Genomic DNA, 22,455 nt, shown 5'->3' with positions numbered 1-22,455 from the left:
TCTAGACTTCGGCAGCCAGATTCTTGGGTCATAAGACGAATCTACACGGCTGCCTTCGCTTTTCTTATTTCAATACCAGTTTTGTCACCGATTCCACTTGCGCGGTTTGCGGGAACATGTCGACCGGTTGAATGTATTCGATCTTGTAGATCTTCGTCAATTGCTGCAAATCTTTTGCTAATGTAGAAGGGTTACAGGAGGTGTAGACGAAACGCTTCGGTTTAACTTTCAAGATAGTCTGGATCAACGAGTCACCAAGGCCGGTACGCGGTGGATCTACAGTCAATACGTCAGGCGTATAGCCATCCGTACGCCAGATTTCCAGCCATTTTTCTGCACTGCCGGTAACGTATTTCGCCGTATAGCCCAACTTTTTCGCATTGGCTTTCGCATCCACAACACTTTCATGGATCAAGTCCATGCCGCGTACTTCCTTCGCACGGTCGGCGAGCCACATTCCGATAGTCCCTACACCGCAATAAGCATCGACGACGGATTCTGTACCTGTCAAATCAGCTGCGCGTTTAATCTCATTGTAGAGGGTCACAGTCTGTGTCGGATTCAATTGGAAGAAAGCCCGGGCAGATAAATCGAAAGACAGTTCGCCGAGTTTCTCGTGAATCGTATCTTTCCCGTATAGGGTGAAAGTCTCTTCGCCAAAAATTAAAGATGTTTTTTCTTTATTGACATTTTGGACGATGGACACGATTTTCGGATCCAAGTTTTTAAGAAGTTCTACCAGGAATTCTTTTTGTGGAATTTTAGCGCGCGTCGTAATCAGGACAATTTGGATTTCTCCTGTTTCCACTCCCGTACGGACAACAATTGTGCGGATGATGCCTTTCATCGTTTTGCCGTCGTAGATCGGAATCTTTAAATCTTCCAATACGCGTTTTACGTCATTCGTAATGCGGGTCGTGTTCGGATGTTGGACGATGCATTGTTCAATGTCCAATAATTGATGGGATCCTTCTGCAAACAGCCCGGCAATTACGCGATTTCCTTTCAAGCGTGTTTGGAACTGGCTTTTATTGCGGTAATACCATGGATCTTCCATGCCAATCGTTTTTTCGATCTGGACATTGACCCCTTTTAAATAGCGCTCCAATGCTTGAACGACCAAATCTCTTTTTTCAACCAATTGCTGGCCATACGTCATATGCTGCAATTGGCATCCGCCGCATGAATCGTAGATCGGGCAAGGCGGCGTCTGGCGATGGGGAGACGGTTTACGCAATTTTAAAATGCGGGCTTCGGCAAAATTCCGTTTGATATTCGTGACTTGCGCGGTGATTTCTTCGCCAGGCAATGCGCCTTGAACGAAAATGACATTGCGTTTAAAGAAACCGATGCCTTCACCGTTGATTCCTAGCCGTTTAATCGTTAAAGGGAACTTTTGGCCTTCCTCGATTATGGGTTTATCGTTCATTTTTTCACGTCCTTTTTGTAATCATCCCTCCATTATAGTCTTATTTATAGATATCAGCCAGTGCCGATTGCAGATCGGGAAAATCGAATTGAAATCCGTGCCGTTCGAGTACTTTCGGAAGAACACGCTGGCCTTCAAGAACGAGCCGGCTCTTATCCCCGAGTACCGCTTTTAGTGCAAACCCGGGAACTGGAATCCAATGGGGTTTATTTAGCGTTTTGCCAATCTGTTTGCCGAAATCTTTCATCGTTTTCGGGTTCGGGGCGGTGACGTTAAAGGGGCCGGAAAGCCCAGGGGTTTCGATGGCGAATTGGATGGCCCTTGCCGCGTCCTTAACATGTACCCATGAAAGCCACTGTCTGCCGCTGCCGACAGTGCCGCCAACAAATAATTTATAAGGCAAAGCCATTAAAGGGAGGGCCCCGTCTTTTTCTCCAAGGATGATGCCGAACCGAGCAAATGCTACTCTCACCCCATAAACGGAAGCGTGGTCCGCTAGTTTTTCCCAATCGATCACCGTTTTTGCCAAGAAATCATTTCCTCTGTCGCCTGAAGCTTCTGTATAGGTGACAGTCGTGGAAGCAGGGTAAATTCCAATCGCGCTTGCATTGATTAATACTTGCGGCTTTTTCTTCAGCTGATCGATGATGCGGATCAGCTCATGCGTCGATTCAATGCGGCTCCTGTAAATCTCTTTTTTCTGTTCGTCGCTCCACCGGCCGTCATTGATCGAACTGCCGGCAAGGTTAATGATGGCATCGATTCCTTCAAGTTCACGTTCAGGCGCACTTCCGGCTTTTAGCCATTCAACATACTTCGTGTTTGGGGTAGAAGGTTTCGGGTTTCGGGTCAAAATGTAGACGATGTGTCCACCCTCATGGAAAAGCCTTGTCAATTCTTTGCCGACAAAGCCCGAACCGCCTGTAATTGCTATCTTCATCATCATCCCTCCTGTTTCTACTATAGTACCCACAATCCATGCAATTAAGCTCTCAAAAGGGTATAATAATGGAGGAAGAGAGGTGCCGGTAAATGCCGATTATTTCGAAAATCACACAAGGCAAAAAGAATCCTGAAAGGTACAATATTTTCTTTGAGGATAAATTTGCATTCAGTGTCGATGAAGCGGTACTTGTTAGGTATCAGCTCACCAAAGGAAAAGAACTGGACCAATGGACAATTGAAGAAATGGCTTTCGAAGACCAAATTCGCAAAGCCTACAATAAAGCCCTTCATTACCTTGGCTTTCGGATGCGAAGCGAAGGGGAAGTGCGGACGAAACTGAAAGAAAAAGAGTTTGGGGAAGCTGTCATCGATGAAGCCATCAAAAAGCTGTATGAGCACAAGTTTCTCGACGATCGGGCTTTTTCAGAAGCATTGATGCGGACCCAAATGAATTCAGGCAAAAAGGGACCGCGAGCCATCCAGCAGGATATGCAAAAGAAGGGGATTGATAAACAGATGCAAAAAGAAGTTTTAGATTCCTATACCGAAGAAGAGCAGCTGGAGATTGCCAGAGGGCTCGCCGAAAAGATTGCCGCTAAAGAAAAAATGAAAACCCCGAGCCAGGTGAAACAGAAAATCAGTGATTTCCTGATGAGAAAAGGGTATTCCTATACCTTAATCAGCCAAGCCATCGAAGGGTTGGAACTTGAAAAAGACGAAGACCAGTGGACCGATATCGTCATCGAACAAGGCGATAAATTGTGGCGGAAGCACAGCCATAAATTGACGGGCTACGATTTGAAATCAAAAGTTAAGCAAGGCCTTTATCAGAAAGGCTTTCCTGCAGAAGTGATCAATGACTACTTGGATAAAAAGGAGCAAGAAAATGACGGATGACAAACGCTATAGCCAAATGGATGAAAATGAATTGCGCAATGAAATTGCCAGACTGAAAGAAAAAGCAAGAAAAGCGGAGCAATTGGGCATCATTAATGAATTTGCCGTGCTGGAGCGAAAAGCTGTAATGGCGGCTGCTTATTTGATGGATCCGAAAGACTTCAAAAAAGGCGAAGTCTATCGCATCGAAGGAGATCCGAATGTCTATTTCCAAATCGACTATTTAAAAGGCCGATTTGCTTGGGGATATCGTATGGGTGGAGAAAAGCATACAGAAGCGCTGCCGATTTCCATGCTGCGGCCGTTAAAAGAAGGGAAGTAAACCGATGAATGAAACGACTGATCAGCTAGTGATGGAATTGCTTGATAAAAACGCGAATCTCTCAGAAGAAAAGGCACGGACTTGGATTGAACTGCTCGTCTCGGATTTTGAAGCCTCTTATGCCAAAGCAGGCTATGATTACCAAGGCACAGCAGTTGTAGAAAAAGTCATTCGCCAATGGATTTCAAGCTACGGCGATAAAATCCATGAATTTGCCGGGACCAATCCCAAATACGCACATCTTCTAGAAGATTAGAAAAACGCACACAATGCTGTGTGCGTTTTTCTATGGTTTGCTAGTTGTGGCTAAAGTCGAGTTTTTTCCTTAACTTATCTTCGCTGAAGATCCAGCCTGTATAGGAATTGAGGACTTTGCATTTTTCATCTAGATGTGCAACTGCCACGAATGGATAATAATCGTTGCTCCGGTAGCGAAGGTCGATCAGGCGCACTTCATAGATGGCATCGTATTTTGTGATTTCCCAGCGGTAGAGCGGAGAAAAAGAGACGAAAGCTGCCAGATTCTTGTCTTTCATGGCTGCCTGGAATAAGTTCGAATCAGGCAGCGGCTTTTTCATGAACTTGTCGTAAATATTGATTGAACGTCCGTAAGCACGGCCGACGTAATGGTGAGTTGCCGTATCAGCAGCGATGCGCCATTGAAAAAAGCGCATCGTCGGAGCGACAATAATATTTGTCGTACCCGGAATGGTATGCTGTACCGCTTTTTTAACCGCATGTTGGACAGCAAATCGGGCTACATAATAGAAAAACAGGACGATGTATAAAATCGCCATGGTCCATACAGGATTTGCACCAAATGCCCAACACATCAAAGCGAGTAAATGTGCTCCGAATATGATGGGATCAAAAGTATTAATTACACCTAAAGCAACCCATTTATTGGAAATCGGCCGCAATGCCTGCGTTCCATATGAATTGAAAATGTCGACAAATACATGCAAAAATACAGCTAAAAATGTCCAAAGCCATAAATGGAGAAGATTGGCTTCTGGGAAAATCAGCCATAAAGCGCCCGAAATTAAAATCGGCCACAGCAAAACGGCCGGTATGGAATGGGTCACTCCACGGTGATGGCGGATATAGACTGCATTGTCTCTAAGTTTAAGAACCGTATCGATGTCCGGCGCCTGTGAACCGATGATGGTTCCAGCAATGACTGCTGTTGTGGTAATTGTGCTTCCGGCGACTGCCGGGTCTGCCATGGCAAGGCCGCCAAGGGCTATTCCCATGACGATGTGCGTTCCGGTGTCCATAGGCGCGCCCCCTCTCTCATCATATAAAAGCGTCGTCTTAATTTTGTTTCTGACTTACACTCGTTAACGCACTTTATTACAATATATACCCGCTATGAAAGGCGGATAATCAAAACGAACGGAGGCAATCCCCATAGAATTCAATAAAAGCTTATTTCAACAAGATTTAATTCAGTGGTTTGCAGCAGAGAAACGAGATTTACCTTGGCGTCGGACAGCCGATCCCTACCAAATTTGGATTTCTGAAATTATGCTGCAGCAAACACGGGTGGATACCGTCATCCCATACTATAAACGCTTTGTCGAAAAATTTCCCACGTTATATGATTTGGCAGCAGCAGATGAAGAAATTCTGCTGAAACAATGGGAAGGGCTCGGCTATTATTCACGCGCCCGAAATCTCCAAGCCGGAGTAAAAGAAGTTGCGGAGAAATATGATGGGATTGTTCCGTCAAACCGTCAGGACATTTCCGCCTTAAAAGGTGTCGGCCCTTATACTGCCGGAGCCGTTCTGAGCATTGCTTACGGCATCCCGGAACATGCAGTGGACGGGAACGTGATGCGCGTTTTGTCAAGAATTCTCTTGATCGAAGAAGATATCGCCAAACCGAAAACCCGGAAAGTTTTCGAAGAAGCGGTAACTGAAATCATCAGCCATGAAGATCCATCTTCTTTCAATCAGGGACTGATGGAATTAGGTGCGCTGATTTGTACACCGACTTCCCCGAAATGTTTGCTTTGCCCGGTGCGGGAGCATTGTGCAGCTTTTCATGAAGGAAAACAGCAGGAGCTGCCGATCAAGACAAAAGCGAAAAAGACGAAAGCGTATCAATTCGCTATGCTCGCCATCGAAAAAGGCGATAAAGTTTTAATGGAGAAACGCCCATCAACAGGATTGCTTGCAAATATGTGGCAATTCCCGATGCTGGAAGTGACTGCAGAAACACTTCCGCTTGAAATTGAAGAGCAGCTTTCTGAGAGTTTCGCGGGTGAAGTACAATCGGTAGAAAAATTTACTTCTTTTAAACATGTGTTTTCTCATTTAACATGGAATGTGGATGCTTACACAGCAAAAGCAGGGAACTTAACGTTGCCTGCCTATATGAGATGGGTGACAACTGAAGAATTGGAGTTGCTTCCGATTGCAGGTCCGGCCCAGAAAATGAAAACAGCTTTATTACAAAAAGGAGATGGTTGAACATGGCAGAACAAAAAGTGGCATTAGTAACAGGGAGCAGCCGAGGATTAGGAAAAGCTTTGGCTATTGCACTCGCTGAACAAGGCTATGATATTGTGGTCAATTACGCGCGAAGCAAAAGTGCAGCGCTTGATACGGTAAAAGAAATTGAAGCAAGAGGACAAAAAGCATTATTGGTCCGTGCGAATGTCGGAGACGTCGATAAATTGCGCGCCATGTTCGAAACCATCAAAGAAGAATTTGGACGCTTGGATGTATTTGTTTCGAATGCAGCATCCGGCGTTTTGCGCCCGATTATGGAGCTTGAAGAAACGCATTGGGACTGGACGATGAACATTAATGCAAAAGCGATGCTGTTTGGTGCGCAGGAAGCAGCGAAATTAATGGACAAAGGCGGAAAAATCGTCGGTGTCAGTTCTCTTGGATCGATCCGTTATTTGGAAAATTATACGACAATCGGCGTGTCAAAAGCTGCCGTGGAATCGATTACGCGTTATTTGGCCGTAGAACTTGCGCCAAAAGGAATTTCGGTCAATACAGTTTCTGGCGGCGCACTGGATACGGAAGCATTAAAACATTTTCCGAACCGCGAAGAATTGTTGAATGATGCGCGCGTCAACACGCCTGCTGGCCGCATGGTGGAAATTGATGATATGGTGAAAACCGCTTTATTCCTGATTTCAGACCAGGCCGATATGATCCGCGGACAGACGATCATAGTCGATGGCGGACGCTCAGTCATGTTGTAAGCCTTTAGCTTAGCCGGCTTTTTACTGTATGTTTTCAGAATTGATTGATATAATGATGAAATAGCAGAAAATATATAAACGGCTTAGACGAAAAGGTGTGATAGACATGGCGGTTCCCACTGAGGGAGAAACGATACAGATCCACAGTTACAAACACAACGGCCGAATCCACCGTGTCTGGCAAGAAACAACGGTATTGAAAGGAACGAACAACATCGTAATTGGTGCAAATGAGCGGACGATGGTAACCGAATCCGATGGAAGAACATGGATTACGCGGGAACCTTCCATCTGCTATTTCCATGCGGAGCATTGGTTCAATATCATTTGCATGCTTCGTGACGACGGCGTTTATTATTATTGCAATGTCAGTTCTCCATTTGTTTATAATAACGGATCATTGAAGTATATCGACTATGATTTGGATGTTAAAGTGTTTCCTGATATGTCGTACACCTTGCTGGACGAAGATGAATATGAAGATCATAAAAGGCAGATGGGCTATCCAGAAGTGATCGATCAAATCCTCCACCGGAACGTGGAGAAATTGATCGGCTGGATTAAACAGCGAAGAGGCCCCTTTGCCCCGGACTTCATTGAAGTTTGGACGAGCCGCTATGAATTCCATAGGCAGTACCGGCTCACTGAGTAAAATGAAAACCTGTTGCCAGCCAACAGGTTTTTCATTTTGAAGAGATTGGAGTGAACAGATTGAGCCCGACAAAACGCTATATGCAATTTGTAAAACCGTATTATTGGCAAATTGCGTTAACCATCGTTATTGGGATTTTTAAATTCGCGATTCCCTTATTTATTCCGCTGCTGATCAAAATCGTGATTGACGACATTATCGGAGCAGAAGGGCTATCGAGCGATGAAAAACTGACCCAGCTGTATTTATGGCTGGGTGGAACGGCGATCTTATTCTTTCTATTGCGTCCGCCTATTGAATATTACCGGCAGTATTATGCACAATATGTCAGCAATAAAATCCTGTACGACATCCGGCAGCATCTGTACGGACATCTGCAGCGCTTAAGTCTGCGCTACTACGCCAACACACGTGCAGGTGAAATCATTTCGCGCGTCATCAATGATGTGGAGCAAACGAAAAACTTTGTGATGATCGGATTAATGAATTTGTGGCTAGATCTTGCGACGATTTTAATCGCGATCGGCATCATGCTGACAATGGATGTGCCGCTGACAATCGTAGCGCTCTTGGCATTCCCGTTCTATGCATTCAGCGTCAAGTACTTCTTTGGAAGATTAAGAGATCTTACCCGGGAGCGTTCACAGGCACTTGCCAATGTGCAGAGTTATTTGCATGAACGCGTCCAGGGAATGAGCATCATTAAAAGCTTTGCCTTAGAAAAGCACGAACAAAAGATTTTTGATGAAACGAACGACGGATTTTTAGAAAAAGCGATTGACCATACAAAATGGAACGCGAAAGCATTTGCGGTCGTTAATACGATTACCGATATCGCCCCGTTACTGGTCATCGGCTATGCAGGATACCAAGTCATCCAAGGAAACCTGACATTGGGTACGATGGTTGCCTTTATCGCTTATATCGAACGCCTTTACAATCCGCTTCGCCGTCTGGTCAACTCATCGACGACATTGACACAATCTTTTGCTTCGATGGACCGCGTCTTTGAACTTGTCGACGAAGAATACGAAGTGACGGATAAAGAAGGGGCGAAGGATTTAGGGATTGTGGATGGCAAGCTTGAGTTCAGAGGGGTTTCCTTCCATTACAATAATGGAGAAACCGAAGTGCTCTCAAACTTGAATTTCACGGTGAAGCCTGGTGAAACTGTAGCCTTTGTTGGAATGAGCGGCGGCGGAAAGTCAACGATTGTTTCGCTTATCCCTCGTTTTTACGATGTGACGGAAGGCGCCATTTTAATGGATGACCATGACTTGAAAGATGTCACCATCCATACGCTGCGCGACCAGATCGGGTTGGTTTTACAAGATTCCATCCTTTTCAGCGATTCGGTTAAATCCAATATTTTAATGGGGAAACCAGGAGCCAGCGATGAAGAAGTCATCGCAGCTGCTAAGGCAGCGAATGCACATGACTTTATCGAAATGCTTCCAAACGGCTACGATACAAAAGTTGGCGAACGCGGTGTGAAATTATCAGGCGGCCAAAAACAGCGCATCGCGATTGCGCGCGTTTTCCTGAAGAATCCACCGATTTTAATTTTGGATGAAGCGACTTCTGCCTTGGATTTAGAAAGCGAAGCGCTGATCCAGGATTCCTTGGAGCGGTTAGCCCATGACCGGACGACATTGATTGTCGCCCATCGTTTATCAACGATTACCCATGCTGACCAAATTCTTGTGATTGACCACGGGAAGTTAGAAGAAAGAGGCACTCATGATGAACTGATGAAAAAACAGGGAGTGTACTATAATTTATTTCAAGTTCAACATTTTAATTGATAGTTCTTTAGACCCTCGGACATTTCGAGGGTCTTTTTTTGATATGTATCATAAAAAGAGCTTTATATCTTAAAAAGCTATTGCAATAATACTAATTTTACGTATAATAAAAACACATAGAATTTTCTGATTTAATCAGCGATTATAAGGGGTGACACCATGAGAGAACGGAAAACCATACTGGACGTTAAAGAATTGAAGACATCTTTTTTCACAGATGACGGAGAGATTCCAGCTGTAGACAATATTAATTTTCATATACGCGAAGGCGAAGTTCTAGGCATCGTCGGTGAGTCAGGGTGCGGGAAAAGTGTTACATCTTTATCGATTATGGGCCTTGTGCCAAGCCCTCCCGGAAAGATTACAGGGGGAGAAATTTTATTTCAAGATAAAGATTTGACGAAATTGAGTGAGAAAAAAATGCGTGCGATCCGTGGGAATGATATCGCAATGATTTTCCAAGAGCCGATGACATCGCTCAATCCTTTGTTCACGATCGGCGATCAGCTGCGTGAAGCGATTAAAATCCACAAACGCGACTGGTCAAAAAAACAGATCCAGGAACGGGCAGTCGAAATGATGAAATTGGTCGGCCTTCCCCGTGCGGAAGACTTGATGAAAGAATATCCTCACCAATTGTCCGGAGGGATGAGGCAGCGTGTCATGATTGCCATGGCTTTGCTGTGTGATCCGAAAGTCTTGATTGCGGACGAACCGACAACTGCACTTGACGTAACCATTCAAGCCCAAATCTTAAAGTTGATCAAAAACTTGAACGAAACCTTAAATACGGCTGTCTTGTTGATCACCCATGATTTAGGGGTTGTGGCAGAGACTTGCGAACGGGTCATCGTCATGTACGCAGGAAAAGTAGTGGAAGAAGGGCCAGTACATACCATTTTCAAAGATCCGCAGCATCCTTATACAAGAGGGCTGTTAGAGTCTGTTCCGGATATGCGTTTTAAAAAGGAACGCTTGTATTCAATTCCAGGAAATGTGCCGAAGCCGGGATCGATCCGGACCGGCTGCAAATTTGCTGCCAGATGTGAATTTGCATTTGACCGTTGCATAAACGAAAATCCTGACCTCTACCAGACAGCGGATGACCATCAAACCCGCTGCTTCCTATTTGATCCGAAGGAGGTTCAGGCTCATGACCGAACCGTTGTTAAAAGTTGAAGGCTTAAAAAAATATTTCCCGATTAAATCAGGGATTCTTGGGCAAGTGAAAAATCATGTGAAAGCTGTCGATGACGTTTCCTTCGTGGTCCATGAAGGCGAAACGCTTGGGATCGTTGGAGAATCAGGCTGCGGAAAATCCACTACTGGCCGCATGTTGATGCGTTTGCTTGAGCCGACAGAAGGCAAAGTGTTTTTTGATGGCCAAGAGCTGACAAATCTTTCAAACCATGAAATGCGAAAAGCGCGAAGAGACATCCAAATGGTTTTCCAGGATCCGTACGCTTCATTAAATCCGCGGCATACGATTGAAAAAATCTTGATGGAGCCGTTGAATGTCCACGAAATCGGTGATCCGAAAGAGCGCAAAAAGAAAGTCCATGAATTTTTGGAGATTGTCGGTTTGAGCAGTTACCATGCAAAACGCTATCCACACCAATTTAGTGGGGGACAGCGCCAACGCATCGGAATTGCCCGGGCATTGATGACGAACCCAAAATTGATCATTGCCGATGAGCCGGTTTCAGCTCTGGATGTATCCATTCAAGCGCAAGTTCTCAACTTAATGCAGGATCTGCAAAAAGAGTTGAAACTTACTTATATCTTCATTGCCCATGACCTAGGAGTTGTTCGCCACATTAGCGACCGGGTAGGCGTTATGTATTTAGGGCAGATGGCGGAATTGGCTGATAGCGAATCGCTGTATGAGAAGCCGCTCCATCCCTATACTCAAGCCTTGTTATCCGCAGTTCCAGTGCCGGATCCGGATTTTGTCCGGGAGCAAGTAGTGATCAAAGGAGATGTGCCGAGTCCGGCAAATCCGCCGAGCGGATGCAGATTCCATACTCGCTGTCCATTCAAGATGGATATTTGTGAATCCACGGTGCCTATTTTTGCGGAAGTTGAGAAAGGTCATTCTGTAGCCTGTCATCTTTATAAAGAGTCCAGGCCGCAATGATAATATATAACACAAAATGGAGGGGTAGATTTGAGAAAGAAAAAGCTCGTATCACTGGCAATTTTGATGCTTCTGTTGATTTCCACGGCTTTGTTTGGCTGTAGTTCAGGCGATTCTTCTGGCGATAACGGCGGGGATAGTGGAGATAGCGGCGACAGCGGAGATTCTGCTGAAGAAAAAGTATTGATTTTCGGCCGAGGCGGAGATTCCGTATCACTTGATCCGATTGCAGTAACAGACGGTGAATCTTTTAAAGTTACGAAAAACATTTTTGATACATTAGTGAACTTTGGTGAGCAAGATACAGAAATCCATCCTGCCCTAGCGACAGAATGGGAAGCTGCTGAAGACGGTTTGACTTACACGTTCCAATTGGAAGAAGGCGTTAAATTCCATGACGACACTGACTTCAATGCAGAAGCTGTTGTGGCGAACTTTGAGCGTTGGGCTGCTGGAGATGCAGATAAATTCCCGTACTACGCTTCAATGTTCGGCGGTTTTGGAGATGAAGAAGGCCACGTAATCGAATCAGTTACTGCAACTGGAGATTATGAAGTTGAATTCAAATTAAAACGTCCACAAGCACCTTTCTTGAAAAACTTGGCAATGAGTCCTTTCGGAATTGCTTCACCTACAGCTTTTGAAGCTGCTGGAGACAAATTTGGAGACCAGCCAGTAGGTACAGGTCCATTCAAATTTGTTGAATGGAAACGCAATGACTCAGTTACAATCGAAAAATTCGATGGTTATTGGGTTGAAGGCGAACCGAAGCTTGACCAAGTCATCTTCCGTTCAATTCCTGATAACTCAGCTCGCTTGAACGCATTATTGTCAGGTGAAATCGATTTGGCAGACGGCATCACGCCATCTGATTCCGAAACAATCGAAAACGATGAAAACCTACAATTATTCGAACGTCCATCAATGAACGTCGGCTACCTTGGGTTGACAGTTACACGTGAACCTTTCGATGATCCTAAAGTTCGTCAAGCAATGAACTATGCAATTGATAAGCAAGCGATTGTTGATGCATTCTTCGAAGGCCGTGCAGATGTAGCGGCAAACCCGATGCCATCAGTAATCAGCGGATACAATGAAGATATTGATCCTTACCCATATGATCCAGAAAAAGCGAAAGAATTATTAGCTGAAGCAGGTCTTCCAGACGGTTTCGAAATGGAACTATACGCAATGCCGGTTCCACGTCCGTATATGCCGGATGGCCAAAAAGTCGCTGAAGCGATTCAAAAGAATTTGGCTGATATTAACGTAAAAGCTGAAATCGTTTCATTCGAATGGGCTACTTACCTTGAAAAAGCTGCAAATGGAGAAGCGGATGCTTTCCTATTAGGTTGGACTGGGGATAACGGCGATGCCGACAACTTCCTATATGTATTGCTTGACCAAGACAATATCGGTTCAAACAACTACACATACTACGAAAACCAGGAATTGCATGATCTGTTTATCCAAGCACAAACTGAAGTGGATGAAGAAGTACGAAATGACTTGTACAAACAAGCTCAGGAAATCATCCATGAAGACGCTCCATGGGTACCGCTTGCGCACTCTACACCGTTGTTAGCTGGCGGCAAGAATGTTGTGAACTTCAAAGCGCATCCAACTGGCTCTGATAAATTGGCTTCTGTAGATTTAGAGTAGGCTTTTTAAGAGGAGAGGTCGTCATGATTTCTCCTCTTTTTTCTTAGTTTAGATACATACTGCAAGAGATGGAGAGGTGAAGAAAGTGCTTCACTATATAGGGAGACGCATTTTACAATTGATTCCTGTACTTTTAGGGATGACATTTATCGTATTTTTGATTATCCGGGCAATTCCGGGTGATCCGGCTCAAGTCATCTTAGGGCAACAAGCATCTGAAGAAGCGATTAAGTCTCTCAGAACAACTTTAGGTTTAGACAATCCTTGGTATATCCAATATTTTGATTATCTAAAAGGGTTGGTTACAGGAGATTTAGGTGAATCGCTAAGAACTCGTACTCCAGTAATGGATGAAGTTTGGCCGTATTTAGCTGCCACAATCGAGCTATCTGTTTTCGCCATCATTATTGCGGTTATTATCGGCATCAATGCTGGCATCATCTCTGCTTGGTTCCAGAACTCTTGGTTCGATTACTTAGCAATGATCATTGCATTAATCGGCGTTTCTATGCCAATTTTCTGGCTTGGCCTTATGAATCAATGGATTTTCTCCATTGAATTAGGGATTCTTCCGACAACTGGCCGGGAAAATGTTCGGGACCCGGTAGAAGTCATTACGAATTTCTACGTTATCGATACAATCCTGACAGGGCAGTTTGATCAATTGTCTACGGTATTGAAGCATTTGGTTTTACCGGGAACAGCTTTAGCGACAATCCCGATGGCCATCATTGCCAGAATGACCCGTTCAAGCATGCTTGAAGTAATGCGTTCGGATTATGTGCGAACAGCTCGCGCGAAAGGCCTAAAAATGTTCTTCGTCGTTTACAAGCATGCATTGAAAAATGCGATCATTCCGGTTTTGACTATTATCGGTCTTCAAATGGGCTTGCTATTGGGCGGCGCTATTTTAACAGAAACGATTTTCGGCTGGCCGGGAATCGGACGCTATATCTATGAAGCAATCGGCTTCCGAGACTATCCAGTCATCCAATCTGGAATTTTGATTGTTGCGTTTATCTTTGTCATGATCAACTTATTCGTGGATCTTCTATATAGTTTAGTTGACCCGCGCATCAAATACGATTAAGGAAGGAGGAGTTCTTAATGGCTAATGCTGTAGCAAATAAAAACGACGTACAGATCGAAAAAGTGGCAGGCCCCTGGAAAGAGGCATGGCGCGGATTCAGAAAAAGCAAAGTAGCGGTAGTCGGGATGGGCATTGTTATTTTCTTCATTTTGCTCGCTATTTTCGGTCCGCTTTTTACACCGCAAGGCATCAATGAACAAAATCTAGGCAATCGCCTTTTACCTCCTTCCAGTGATCATTGGATGGGAACGGATGATTTTGGCCGCGATATTTTATCGAGAATCGTTTACGGTGCAAGAATTTCCCTTTGGGTAGGATTCCTAGCTGTTATCGGTTCTGTAGTGATTGGAAGTATTTTAGGGATCTTGGCAGGATATTACGGGAAATGGGTAGATACCATCATTTCACGCATTTTTGATATCATGTTGGCATTCCCAAGCATCCTTCTTGCGATTGCGGTTGTATCTGTACTTGGACCATCACTCCGCAATGCGCTTATTGCAATTGCGATTATCAACGTACCGAACTTCGGGCGTTTGATCCGTTCGAAAGTACTGAGCATCAAGGAAGACGAATACATCATGTCGGCTAAAGCGATTGGCATGAAAGACAACCGGATTTTGTTTTCTCATATTTTGCCGAATTCCATGGCTCCGGTTATCGTCCAAGGCACATTAGCGATTGCAACAGCTATTATCGAAGCTGCTGCTCTCGGATTTCTTGGGCTTGGTGCACAGGCGCCAGATCCGGAATGGGGAAAAATGCTGGCAGATTCCAGATCGTATTTGACAAATGCTCCTTGGACTATGATTTTCCCAGGGGTGGCTATCATGTTAACGGTTCTTGGATTTAACTTAATGGGAGACGGGCTGCGCGATGCACTCGATCCTCGAATGAAATCATAATAAAAAAAGAGTGGCCAAGGAGAGTTTCTCCTGGCCACTCTTTTTTATATTGCCTTTAAATGACATCTTCTAAATCGCTCTCTATTTCGTCCGCATGGAAATTATGATAGGAAACAATCAACAAGTCCAAATGTTCAAGCTGTTCTTCATAATCCAGAATGGCTGAAAGCACGTGCATTAAATGATAGATGGAGAATTCATTATCATTTTCTTCTTGAGCGAGATTGATTTCTTTTACAAATATTGACATTACTTCATTTCGTTTAATAGCAGCTTCCGGTCCGAGAGCCAAATTATGTTCCGGCTTCAACTTGCCAACATACTTCATATAAAGCTGTTCGTGATACCCGGCAAGCCTTTCTAACTGCTCCTGGACCATCATATGAAAATGTTCCGGAAGCTCGGTCAGTTTGTTTTCAAAGCGGTGAAGCCTTTTAAGTACTTCCAAACTTTTTTTCGATGTTAGGATCATTTGCCGGTACATCACCAATTTACGGGCTTTAACATATTGCTGCTTTTTGGTATAGCTGCGTTCTTCTTTGTAAAACGTATACCATTGGTCAACTTTCGATAATTTATCTTCTAATTTGTCGATATCGTCTTTTATCGACGTATAGTCTGATGTATGGAGAATAGAAACCCGAATCCAGCGGATCACTTCTTCGCTCACATCATGAATCGAGGCAAAAAGGCGATTCTCATATTTAGGAGGCAAAAAGATCAGGTTGACCACAAAAGCAGCTAATATTCCAAGCAATATCGTAAGGAAGCGCAGCGTTGCCAGTTCCAAGAAATTTTGATCATGGGCTTCCATGATGATGATCAGCGTAACCAACGTTAAAGGAACCGGTTTATCCAACTTCAGCTTTAGCATGATGACAATAGCCAAAACAGCTGCTAATCCAATGGTCAAATAATTGGTGCCGATCGTCAAAACGAATACAAAAGCAATGACAGCACCGATCAAGTTTCCGTAAATCTGGTCAAGCACGGTCAAGAATGATCGGTAAATGGAAGGCTGTATAGCGAAAATAGCAGCGATTCCGGCGAAAAGCGGGGAAGGCAATTGCAAAATATCTGCAAGAAATAAGGCGAATGAAATCGCGATTCCTGTTTTAAATATACGAGCACCTAATTTCATAAAATCACCCACCCCTTTCCTTAATTAATCACATCCGGTTTAAAGCTGGCGGAAAGCTTCGCGCACCGCTTTAATGGAAGTTTTCACATCTTCTTCAGTGTGTTCAGTCGTTAAGAACCAAGCTTCATATTTTGAAGGCGCCAAGTTAATGCCCTGTTCAAGCATCAGTTTAAAGAAGCGGCCAAAAATCTCGCCGTCACTCGCTTCTGCTTGTTCGTAATTTTCCACTTTTTGATCGGTAAAGTAAATAGTCAAAGCACCTTTTAACCGGTTGATGGTAATCGTAACACCGAATTCTGCTGCGGCTGAAAGTATGCCTTCTTCCAATTGGCGGCCAAGTTCATCCATCTTCTCGTAGACGCCTTCTTCACGAAGAACTTCAAGACATGCAATCCCTGCTTGAATTGACGCTGGGTTGCCGGCCATAGTTCCTGCTTGATAAGCAGGTCCAAGAGGGGCAACCGTCTCCATGATTTCTTTCTTGCCACCGTATGCCCCGATTGGCAAGCCGCCGCCGATGATTTTCCCTAAAGCTGTTAAATCAGGTGTTAAACCAAGAAGATCCTGGGCGCCGCCGTAATGGAAGCGGAAAGCTGTGATGACTTCATCATATACGATCAAAGCGCCTTTTTCTTTGGCGATGCGGTGCACTTCTTCCAAGAAGCCTTTATTTGGCTCCACGATTCCAAAATTCCCGACAATTGGTTCTACTAAGATACACGCGATTTGTTCTCCCCATTTATCCATAGCCTCAGAAAAAGCAGCTGGATCGTTGAAAGGAATCGTAATCACTTCTTCGGCAATCGTCTTAGGAACTCCTGCAGAATCAGGGGTGCCAAGCGTGGCAGGGCCAGAACCGGCAGCGACTAATACCAAGTCAGAATGCCCATGGTAGCAGCCAGCGAATTTCATGATTTTTGTCCGGCCCGTATAAGCGCGGGAAACACGGATTGTCGTCATAACGGCTTCAGTACCGCTATTCACAAAACGGACTTTGTCCATTTTCGGCATTGCTTCTTTCAGCATTTTCGCAAAAGTGATTTCATGGCGTGTCGGAGTTCCATATAATAAGCCGGTTTCCGCAGCATGAGTAATGGCTTTTGTGATATGCGGGTGGGCATGACCAGTAATAATCGGACCGTAGGCAGCAAGGTAATCGATGTATTTATTGCCATCGACGTCCCAGAAATAAGCGCCTTTTGCACGCTCCATTGCCACCGGCGAACCTCCGCCTACTGCTTTATAAGAGCGCGACGGGCTATTGACTCCGCCAACGATATGTAATAATGCTTCTTCATGCAATTTTTCAGATGTAGAATGGTTCATTTTTTATAGCCTCCTAATATTGTCTACTCTTCATTGTAGACAATATTAGGGGAGAACGCCAAAGAAATTGAATATAGCGCTGCTGTCCGTTACGATAGATAGTAGAAAAGGAGTGGTAAAGATGACAACATTAGAAGGTTTGCAAGCACCAGATTTCTCATTGAAAAATGAAGCAGGCAACACAATCGCTTTAACTGATTTTGCAGGAGATAAGTATGTGGTCCTTTATTTTTATCCGAAAGATATGACTCCAGGCTGTACGACTCAAGCTTGTGATTTCCGGGATGCTGAGAAAGATTTCTCCGAACTGAACGGGGTGATTTTGGGCGTTAGTGCAGATTCGGAAAAACAGCACGGGAAATTCATTGAAAAGCATGGATTGCCATTTTCTTTATTAGTGGATGAAGACCATGCGGTTTCAGAAAAATACGGTGTCTGGGTGCAAAAGAAAATGTACGGCAAAGAATTCATGGGCATTGAACGTTCAACTTTCCTGATCGATCCAACCGGAACGATTGTCAAAGAATGGCGGAAAGTGAAAGTGGACGGCCATATCGAAGAAGTACTCAATACCTTGAAATCTTTGACGAATCAATAAAGGGGCGGAAATTATGGAAGTGCTTTTTACTTTTGTGCCAAAAGAGCATCAGCAGGAAATGCTGAAAGAACAATTTCCGGAAGTGGAGTTCCACTTTACTTACCATGATAAATCACGTCTTTCCGATGCGGATGTCATCGTGACATACGGGGAAGATTTAGCTGCTGAAGACATCGAAGAAGCGGTAAATTTAAAATGGATCATGGTGGCAAGTGCCGGAGTAGAAAAAATGCCGCATGAGGCAATTCTCGAAAAGGAAATTACCGTATCGAATGTGCGAGGCATCCATAAAACACCGATGGCTGAATCGGTGTTGGCGCATTTGCTTGCGATTAAACGCTCGCTTCCGGCCATTTACGAAAGGCAGCAGCAGAAAAAATGGGACCGGAAAATCCGTTCAAGCGAATTAGCTGGATCCACAGCATTGATTATCGGCCCGGGTGCTATTGGCGGTGAAATCGGCCGTTTGCTGCAAGCTTTTGGTGTTTCTACCATAGGCTGCAACCGTTCGGGAAAACAAGCCGATTATATGGATGAAATGGTGTCATTTGATAATATCCTGAAGGCGCTGCCAAAAGCGGATACGGTTATTTCAGTAGTGCCTAGCACCGAAGAGACAAGAGGAATGCTTGGCAGCGAACATTTCAAAGCGATGAAACAGGATGCAATTTTTATGAACTTCGGAAGAGGAGATCTTGTATCGGATGAAGTTTTGATAGAGGCATTGAAGAATGAAGAAGTCGCCTATGCGGTATTGGATGTTTTTGAGCAAGAACCGCTGCCTGAAGACCATCCTTTATGGGAGATGGAAAATGTGGTGGTTTCACCGCATGTATCCAGCCATTCCGGCCGCTACGTTGAACGGGCATTAGAGATTTTCGCACCTAACCTGAAAAAATGGTTGGAAAATAATTCGGATCTTACAAACCTAGTCAATATGGAAAAGGGGTATTGAATGTGAAAATCTATACGAAAACAGGCGATAAAGGCACAACTTCCCTCGTATATGGCACTCGGGTTGCGAAAAATGACGCACTTGTTGAAGCGTATGGCACCTGTGATGAAGCCAATTCAATGATTGGCCTTGCAATCGGGCATATGAATAATGAATTCTTTGAGGAAAAAGAACAATTGGAATCCATTTTCCATGAAATCCAGACTACTCTATTCCATGTGGGAGCTGAACTTGCAACGCCTGCCGGAAAAGAAGTGAAGTGGAAGCTCAAAGAGGAAGATATTACAAAGCTCGAGCAGTGGATCGATCAATACGATGCAGAAGTGCCAGCACTCAAAAACTTCATTTTGCCTGGTGGCCATCCGTCAGGAGCTGCACTCCATGTCGCGCGCACAGTGGTCAGAAGAGCGGAAAGAGCAGCGATTTCCATCGGGGATTCAGTGTCGCCGAATGTATTGGCCTATTTGAACCGGTTATCCGATTTTCTATTCGTTGCAGCCCGGTTGATCAATCAGCGTCTTGGGAAAATCGAAAAAGGCCTTCATCAGTCTTAAATGACTGATAAAGCCTGCAAAGCTTGATAATATAGTGATTTCTTGACATGCACCCTCTTTTTTAAGTACACTAATTATAACGATTATAATATAAGAATATTTATGAAGTGAGGTGCACAGCGATGTCTGACGGACAACTAAAGGACGCGCTTGATGCTTTGAAGTCTACAGGTGTGAGAATCACTCCACAACGCCATGCGATTTTGGAGTATATGATTCATTCTACAATGCACCCAACAGCGGATGACATTTATCGCGCGCTTGAGAAAACTTTTCCTAATATGAGCGTTGCAACTGTTTATAATAATTTACGGGTATTCAGAAAAGCCGGTTTGGTGAAAGAATTGACTTACGGCGATTCTTCCAGCCGTTTTGATTTTGTAACCAACGACCATTATCATATGATCTGCAATGATTGCGGAAAAATAGTGGATTTCCATTACCCAGGACTGGATGAAGTGGAGCATCTTGCTTCGCATGTAACAGGATTCCAAGTAGACTATCATCGTCTTGAAATTTATGGAACCTGCCAGGAATGCTCGGAAAAAACTGCAAAAGCCCAATAATCGACGAGCATGTTTCTCATGCTCGTTTTTATTTTGCCGATTTGCTGCAAAAAAAAATCGCCGGAGCAAGTGAATAGCTCCGGCGATTAGCAGTCATTATAGTTTAGAATTTTTCTTATTGTAATCGACATCGAATTCTTTTCCTTCAAGAGCAGGATCCATAGTCAATGGTTCACGGCAATGCATGCACATGTCTACACGGCCAAGCATTTTTGTATGTCTTCCGCAATTCGGGCATTCAACGGGGATGGTTTTCATCGAGAGCAATCCGATCCATGCATAGACCCCTGTACTGCCGACGATGGCAATAAGGCCAAGCAGCATGAAGATCACCATCACAACCGGATGGCTTCTAAAATAGATCCCGACATACATAATGACAATACCAATGAAGATCAACGACAAGGCAAAAGTCCGAATGCGATTGATTTTATTTTTATAAGGTTTCATTATTTATTTCCTCCTTGCATCCATCATACTATATCATAAATGCATCGAAAAAGTGATAATGATTCATAGATGCAGGAATCTAAAAGAAATATGTCGAAATAAAGAATACATGGGCCGGTTTGAATTAAAATGAATGGGCTAATATATCCGCATGTCCGATAGAACGCAAGGAGTGAAATTCAATGGAGCAGATTCTTAGACCGATTTACCAGGAACGTGCCAGCCAGGAAAGTACGTTGGGTGTAATAGTAGTTGAGAAAAGAGAAAAGGTCAGCCCGATTACGGATACATTCGATACAATTCTTTTAATTATTACAAAAGAGAATGAAACTTCGGTATTCACCAAACATTATACGTATCTCGATAAAAAGGCTGCTATGCACATTATTACGGAAAGGCAATTGCATAAATGGCTGTTGCTGGGAACCAACCGGAAAATTGTAGACTGGCTATTCCATGGAAAGATTATCTACGACCGCAATGAATTCATGGAAAAGCTGAAACGGGAATTGAAAGATTATCCGTTCTACGGAAGAAAGATTAAAATGGGGATGGAGTTCGCAAAATTAATCCGCCGTTATTTAGAAGGTAAAGTGTTCTTTGAAGAGAAAAATTATTTGGATGCTTATCATCATATTGTGGAATCGCTGCATCATTTAGCTCGATTAGCTGTACTTGAAAATGGTTTGCCGCCGGAAGTGACTGTGTGGACTCAAGTGAAACAAATGGAGCCCGCAATTTACAAATTATACGAAGAACTTGTAACAAGCGATGAATCCATTGAAAAAAGATTGGAACTTTTATTCTTAGCAAGTGAATTTTATATCCATTCACGGACAAATGATGGCGCAAAGCATATCCAAGAAATAATGGCAGGCAAAGAACAGTGGACGATCCAGGAACTGCATGAACAAGAAGAGCTTCGGAATTATTCATCGGACTTAGAGGTGTTTATCGAATACTTGGTCGATAAAGAATTGATTTTTGTAAAAAGTATAAACACGAAAAGTGATGGAATCTTCCATAGATATTATTACTTGAAAAGTTAATTGCGAGAAAAGATTTAAAAAGAGCCAGTTTTTCCGAGAAGGGCAACTGCTCTTTTTTATTTTAATTAATGAAGCATATATAGAAGGAAAATGATTTAAGAATGCTTTCAGAATAAGGGGATTTAAGTATTTTCATTTTTTTCGTAGAATCTGTTGACAAAGAAGTAGGATCCATATTATGATAATACACGTCGCTAAGAGATAAACGATTTCACAAGAAAATAATTATTGTGAAAAAGCGCTTGACTCTTTTGAGAAGCGATGATAAATTAGAGAAGTCGCTTTTACAGGACGGCAAAACATGAACCTTGAAAACTGAACAGCAAAACGTCAACGAAAGACGTCACGAGCGCCTTGGCGCGAGAACGGCTTTTGCGAGGGTTGCCTTTGGGCAATCGGAGCAAGGCTGCTTCCATCACCGGGTGCCCGTGACTTACATTACTGATCAGGCTTTGCCAGATCAAAGCGAATCGTGCGTCTTTTTAAAAAAGGCGACGATGCGCCAGCATTGAGCAATCAATACTACTCTATAATGGAGAGTTTGATCCTGGCTCAGGACGAACGCTGGCGGCGTGCCTAATACATGCAAGTCGAGCGGAACACTTGGAGCTTGCTCCAAGTGTTTAGCGGCGGACGGGTGAGTAACACGTGGGCAACCTGCCCTGCAGATCGGGATAACTCCGGGAAACCGGTGCTAATACCGAATAGTTTGAGGCCTCTCCTGAGGCTTCACGGAAAGACGGTTTCG

General features: G+C 43.9%; 23 protein-coding genes and 1 rRNA gene. 18 read left to right on the top strand and 6 right to left on the bottom strand.

What is annotated here, in order from left to right; all coding sequences use genetic code 11:
• Nucleotides 1-64: 64 nt before the first annotated feature.
• Together rlmD and NFU07_RS16240 are read right to left on the bottom strand one after the other, a co-directional pair.
• Nucleotides 65-1,429: a 23S rRNA (uracil(1939)-C(5))-methyltransferase RlmD gene (rlmD, locus tag NFU07_RS16245; RefSeq protein ID WP_251480016.1), complete on the bottom strand. Its 1,365-nt coding sequence runs from the start codon at nt 1,427-1,429 to the stop codon at nt 65-67.
• 40 nt (nt 1,430-1,469) lie between these two features.
• Nucleotides 1,470-2,369, bottom strand: a complete 900-nt coding sequence (locus NFU07_RS16240; protein ID WP_251480013.1) for a TIGR01777 family oxidoreductase — start codon at nt 2,367-2,369, stop codon at nt 1,470-1,472.
• Nucleotides 2,370-2,461: 92 nt separating this feature from the next.
• Between NFU07_RS16240 and recX the strand changes: the two genes are divergently transcribed.
• Genes recX through NFU07_RS16225 form a run of 3 tightly spaced genes read left to right on the top strand, consistent with a single transcriptional unit; the run spans nt 2,462 to nt 3,849 of the window.
• Complete coding sequence (gene recX, locus NFU07_RS16235) at nt 2,462-3,271, top strand: recombination regulator RecX (RefSeq protein ID WP_251480010.1); 810 nt, start codon at nt 2,462-2,464, stop codon at nt 3,269-3,271.
• Complete coding sequence (locus NFU07_RS16230) at nt 3,261-3,593, top strand: YfhH family protein (RefSeq protein WP_235198610.1); 333 nt, start codon at nt 3,261-3,263, stop codon at nt 3,591-3,593. The genes recX and NFU07_RS16230 overlap by 11 nt, the downstream gene beginning before the upstream one ends.
• A gap of 4 nt (nt 3,594-3,597) precedes the next feature.
• Nucleotides 3,598-3,849: a YfhJ family protein gene (locus NFU07_RS16225; RefSeq protein ID WP_251480007.1), complete on the top strand. Its 252-nt coding sequence runs from the start codon at nt 3,598-3,600 to the stop codon at nt 3,847-3,849.
• A 40-nt stretch (nt 3,850-3,889) separates the two neighbouring features.
• Here the strand turns inward: NFU07_RS16225 and NFU07_RS16220 are convergent, their stop codons facing one another.
• Nucleotides 3,890-4,870, bottom strand: a complete 981-nt coding sequence (locus tag NFU07_RS16220; RefSeq protein WP_251480004.1) for a metal-dependent hydrolase — start codon at nt 4,868-4,870, stop codon at nt 3,890-3,892.
• 127 nt (nt 4,871-4,997) lie between these two features.
• Between NFU07_RS16220 and mutY the strand changes: the two genes are divergently transcribed.
• The 9 genes from mutY (at nt 4,998) to nikC (ending at nt 15,068) form a co-directional block, all read left to right on the top strand.
• A complete protein-coding gene (gene mutY, locus NFU07_RS16215; protein ID WP_397443744.1) occupies nt 4,998-6,068 on the top strand; it encodes an A/G-specific adenine glycosylase in 1,071 nt (356 codons plus the stop codon).
• 2 nt (nt 6,069-6,070) lie between these two features.
• A complete protein-coding gene (gene fabL / locus NFU07_RS16210) occupies nt 6,071-6,817 on the top strand; it encodes an enoyl-[acyl-carrier-protein] reductase FabL (RefSeq protein ID WP_235198614.1) in 747 nt (248 codons plus the stop codon).
• Nucleotides 6,818-6,923: 106 nt separating this feature from the next.
• Complete coding sequence (gene ntdP / locus NFU07_RS16205) at nt 6,924-7,469, top strand: nucleoside tri-diphosphate phosphatase (protein WP_052652382.1); 546 nt, start codon at nt 6,924-6,926, stop codon at nt 7,467-7,469.
• A 59-nt stretch (nt 7,470-7,528) separates the two neighbouring features.
• Nucleotides 7,529-9,274 (top strand): ABC transporter ATP-binding protein, encoded by a 1,746-nt coding sequence (locus NFU07_RS16200; RefSeq protein ID WP_285835974.1) that lies wholly within the window; start codon nt 7,529-7,531, stop codon nt 9,272-9,274.
• 159 nt (nt 9,275-9,433) lie between these two features.
• Complete coding sequence (locus NFU07_RS16195; RefSeq protein WP_251480002.1) at nt 9,434-10,453, top strand: ABC transporter ATP-binding protein; 1,020 nt, start codon at nt 9,434-9,436, stop codon at nt 10,451-10,453.
• On the top strand, nt 10,428-11,411 hold the full coding sequence (locus NFU07_RS16190) for an ABC transporter ATP-binding protein (protein ID WP_235198616.1): 984 nt from the start codon (nt 10,428-10,430) through the stop codon (nt 11,409-11,411). Before NFU07_RS16195 ends, NFU07_RS16190 begins: the two co-directional genes overlap by 26 nt.
• Nucleotides 11,412-11,441: 30 nt before the next feature.
• Complete coding sequence (locus NFU07_RS16185) at nt 11,442-13,073, top strand: ABC transporter substrate-binding protein (protein WP_251479999.1); 1,632 nt, start codon at nt 11,442-11,444, stop codon at nt 13,071-13,073.
• An 85-nt stretch (nt 13,074-13,158) separates the two neighbouring features.
• Complete coding sequence (locus NFU07_RS16180) at nt 13,159-14,163, top strand: ABC transporter permease (RefSeq protein WP_251480180.1); 1,005 nt, start codon at nt 13,159-13,161, stop codon at nt 14,161-14,163.
• Nucleotides 14,164-14,180: 17 nt separating this feature from the next.
• Complete coding sequence (nikC, locus tag NFU07_RS16175; RefSeq protein ID WP_235198618.1) at nt 14,181-15,068, top strand: nickel transporter permease; 888 nt, start codon at nt 14,181-14,183, stop codon at nt 15,066-15,068.
• A gap of 55 nt (nt 15,069-15,123) precedes the next feature.
• Here nikC and NFU07_RS16170 read toward each other — a convergent pair whose 3' ends face one another.
• Both NFU07_RS16170 and NFU07_RS16165 read right to left on the bottom strand, forming a co-directional pair.
• The gene (locus NFU07_RS16170) at nt 15,124-16,209 is read right to left on the bottom strand and encodes an FUSC family protein (protein ID WP_251479995.1); all 1,086 of its coding nucleotides are present in this window, start codon (nt 16,207-16,209) and stop codon (nt 15,124-15,126) included.
• 39 nt (nt 16,210-16,248) lie between these two features.
• On the bottom strand, nt 16,249-17,535 hold the full coding sequence (locus tag NFU07_RS16165; protein WP_251479993.1) for a glutamate-1-semialdehyde 2,1-aminomutase: 1,287 nt from the start codon (nt 17,533-17,535) through the stop codon (nt 16,249-16,251).
• Nucleotides 17,536-17,656: 121 nt separating this feature from the next.
• Between NFU07_RS16165 and bcp the strand changes: the two genes are divergently transcribed.
• The 4 genes from bcp to perR all read left to right on the top strand — a co-directional run bounded on the left by bcp (nt 17,657) and on the right by perR (nt 20,208).
• Nucleotides 17,657-18,133 carry a thioredoxin-dependent thiol peroxidase gene (gene bcp, locus NFU07_RS16160; protein WP_251479990.1) on the top strand — a complete coding sequence of 159 codons (477 nt, stop codon included), beginning with the start codon at nt 17,657-17,659 and terminating at the stop codon, nt 18,131-18,133.
• 13 nt (nt 18,134-18,146) lie between these two features.
• A complete protein-coding gene (locus NFU07_RS16155) occupies nt 18,147-19,088 on the top strand; it encodes a D-2-hydroxyacid dehydrogenase (protein WP_251479987.1) in 942 nt (313 codons plus the stop codon).
• A gap of 2 nt (nt 19,089-19,090) precedes the next feature.
• Complete coding sequence (locus NFU07_RS16150) at nt 19,091-19,642, top strand: cob(I)yrinic acid a,c-diamide adenosyltransferase (RefSeq protein WP_251479984.1); 552 nt, start codon at nt 19,091-19,093, stop codon at nt 19,640-19,642.
• Between the two features lie 122 nt (nt 19,643-19,764).
• The gene (gene perR, locus NFU07_RS16145) at nt 19,765-20,208 is read left to right on the top strand and encodes a peroxide-responsive transcriptional repressor PerR (protein ID WP_052652364.1); all 444 of its coding nucleotides are present in this window, start codon (nt 19,765-19,767) and stop codon (nt 20,206-20,208) included.
• A gap of 96 nt (nt 20,209-20,304) precedes the next feature.
• Here perR and NFU07_RS16140 read toward each other — a convergent pair whose 3' ends face one another.
• Nucleotides 20,305-20,658 carry a YgzB family protein gene (locus tag NFU07_RS16140; protein WP_251479981.1) on the bottom strand — a complete coding sequence of 118 codons (354 nt, stop codon included), beginning with the start codon at nt 20,656-20,658 and terminating at the stop codon, nt 20,305-20,307.
• Nucleotides 20,659-20,840: 182 nt separating this feature from the next.
• On the opposite strand from NFU07_RS16140, the gene NFU07_RS16135 reads away from it, so the two are divergent.
• Both NFU07_RS16135 and NFU07_RS16130 read left to right on the top strand, forming a co-directional pair.
• Entirely contained in the window at nt 20,841-21,707 is an 867-nt protein-coding gene (locus tag NFU07_RS16135; protein WP_251479979.1) for a nucleotidyltransferase-like protein, read from the top strand.
• A 529-nt stretch (nt 21,708-22,236) separates the two neighbouring features.
• A 16S ribosomal RNA gene (locus NFU07_RS16130) occupies nt 22,237-22,455 on the top strand; the annotation flags it as partial.

The organism is Planococcus sp. NCCP-2050 (genome assembly GCF_023708025.1).
Lineage (GTDB): Bacteria > Bacillota > Bacilli > Bacillales_A > Planococcaceae > Planococcus.
The sequence above is the reverse complement of the archived record's forward strand: the minus strand, read 5'-3'. Positions and strand labels throughout refer to the sequence as shown.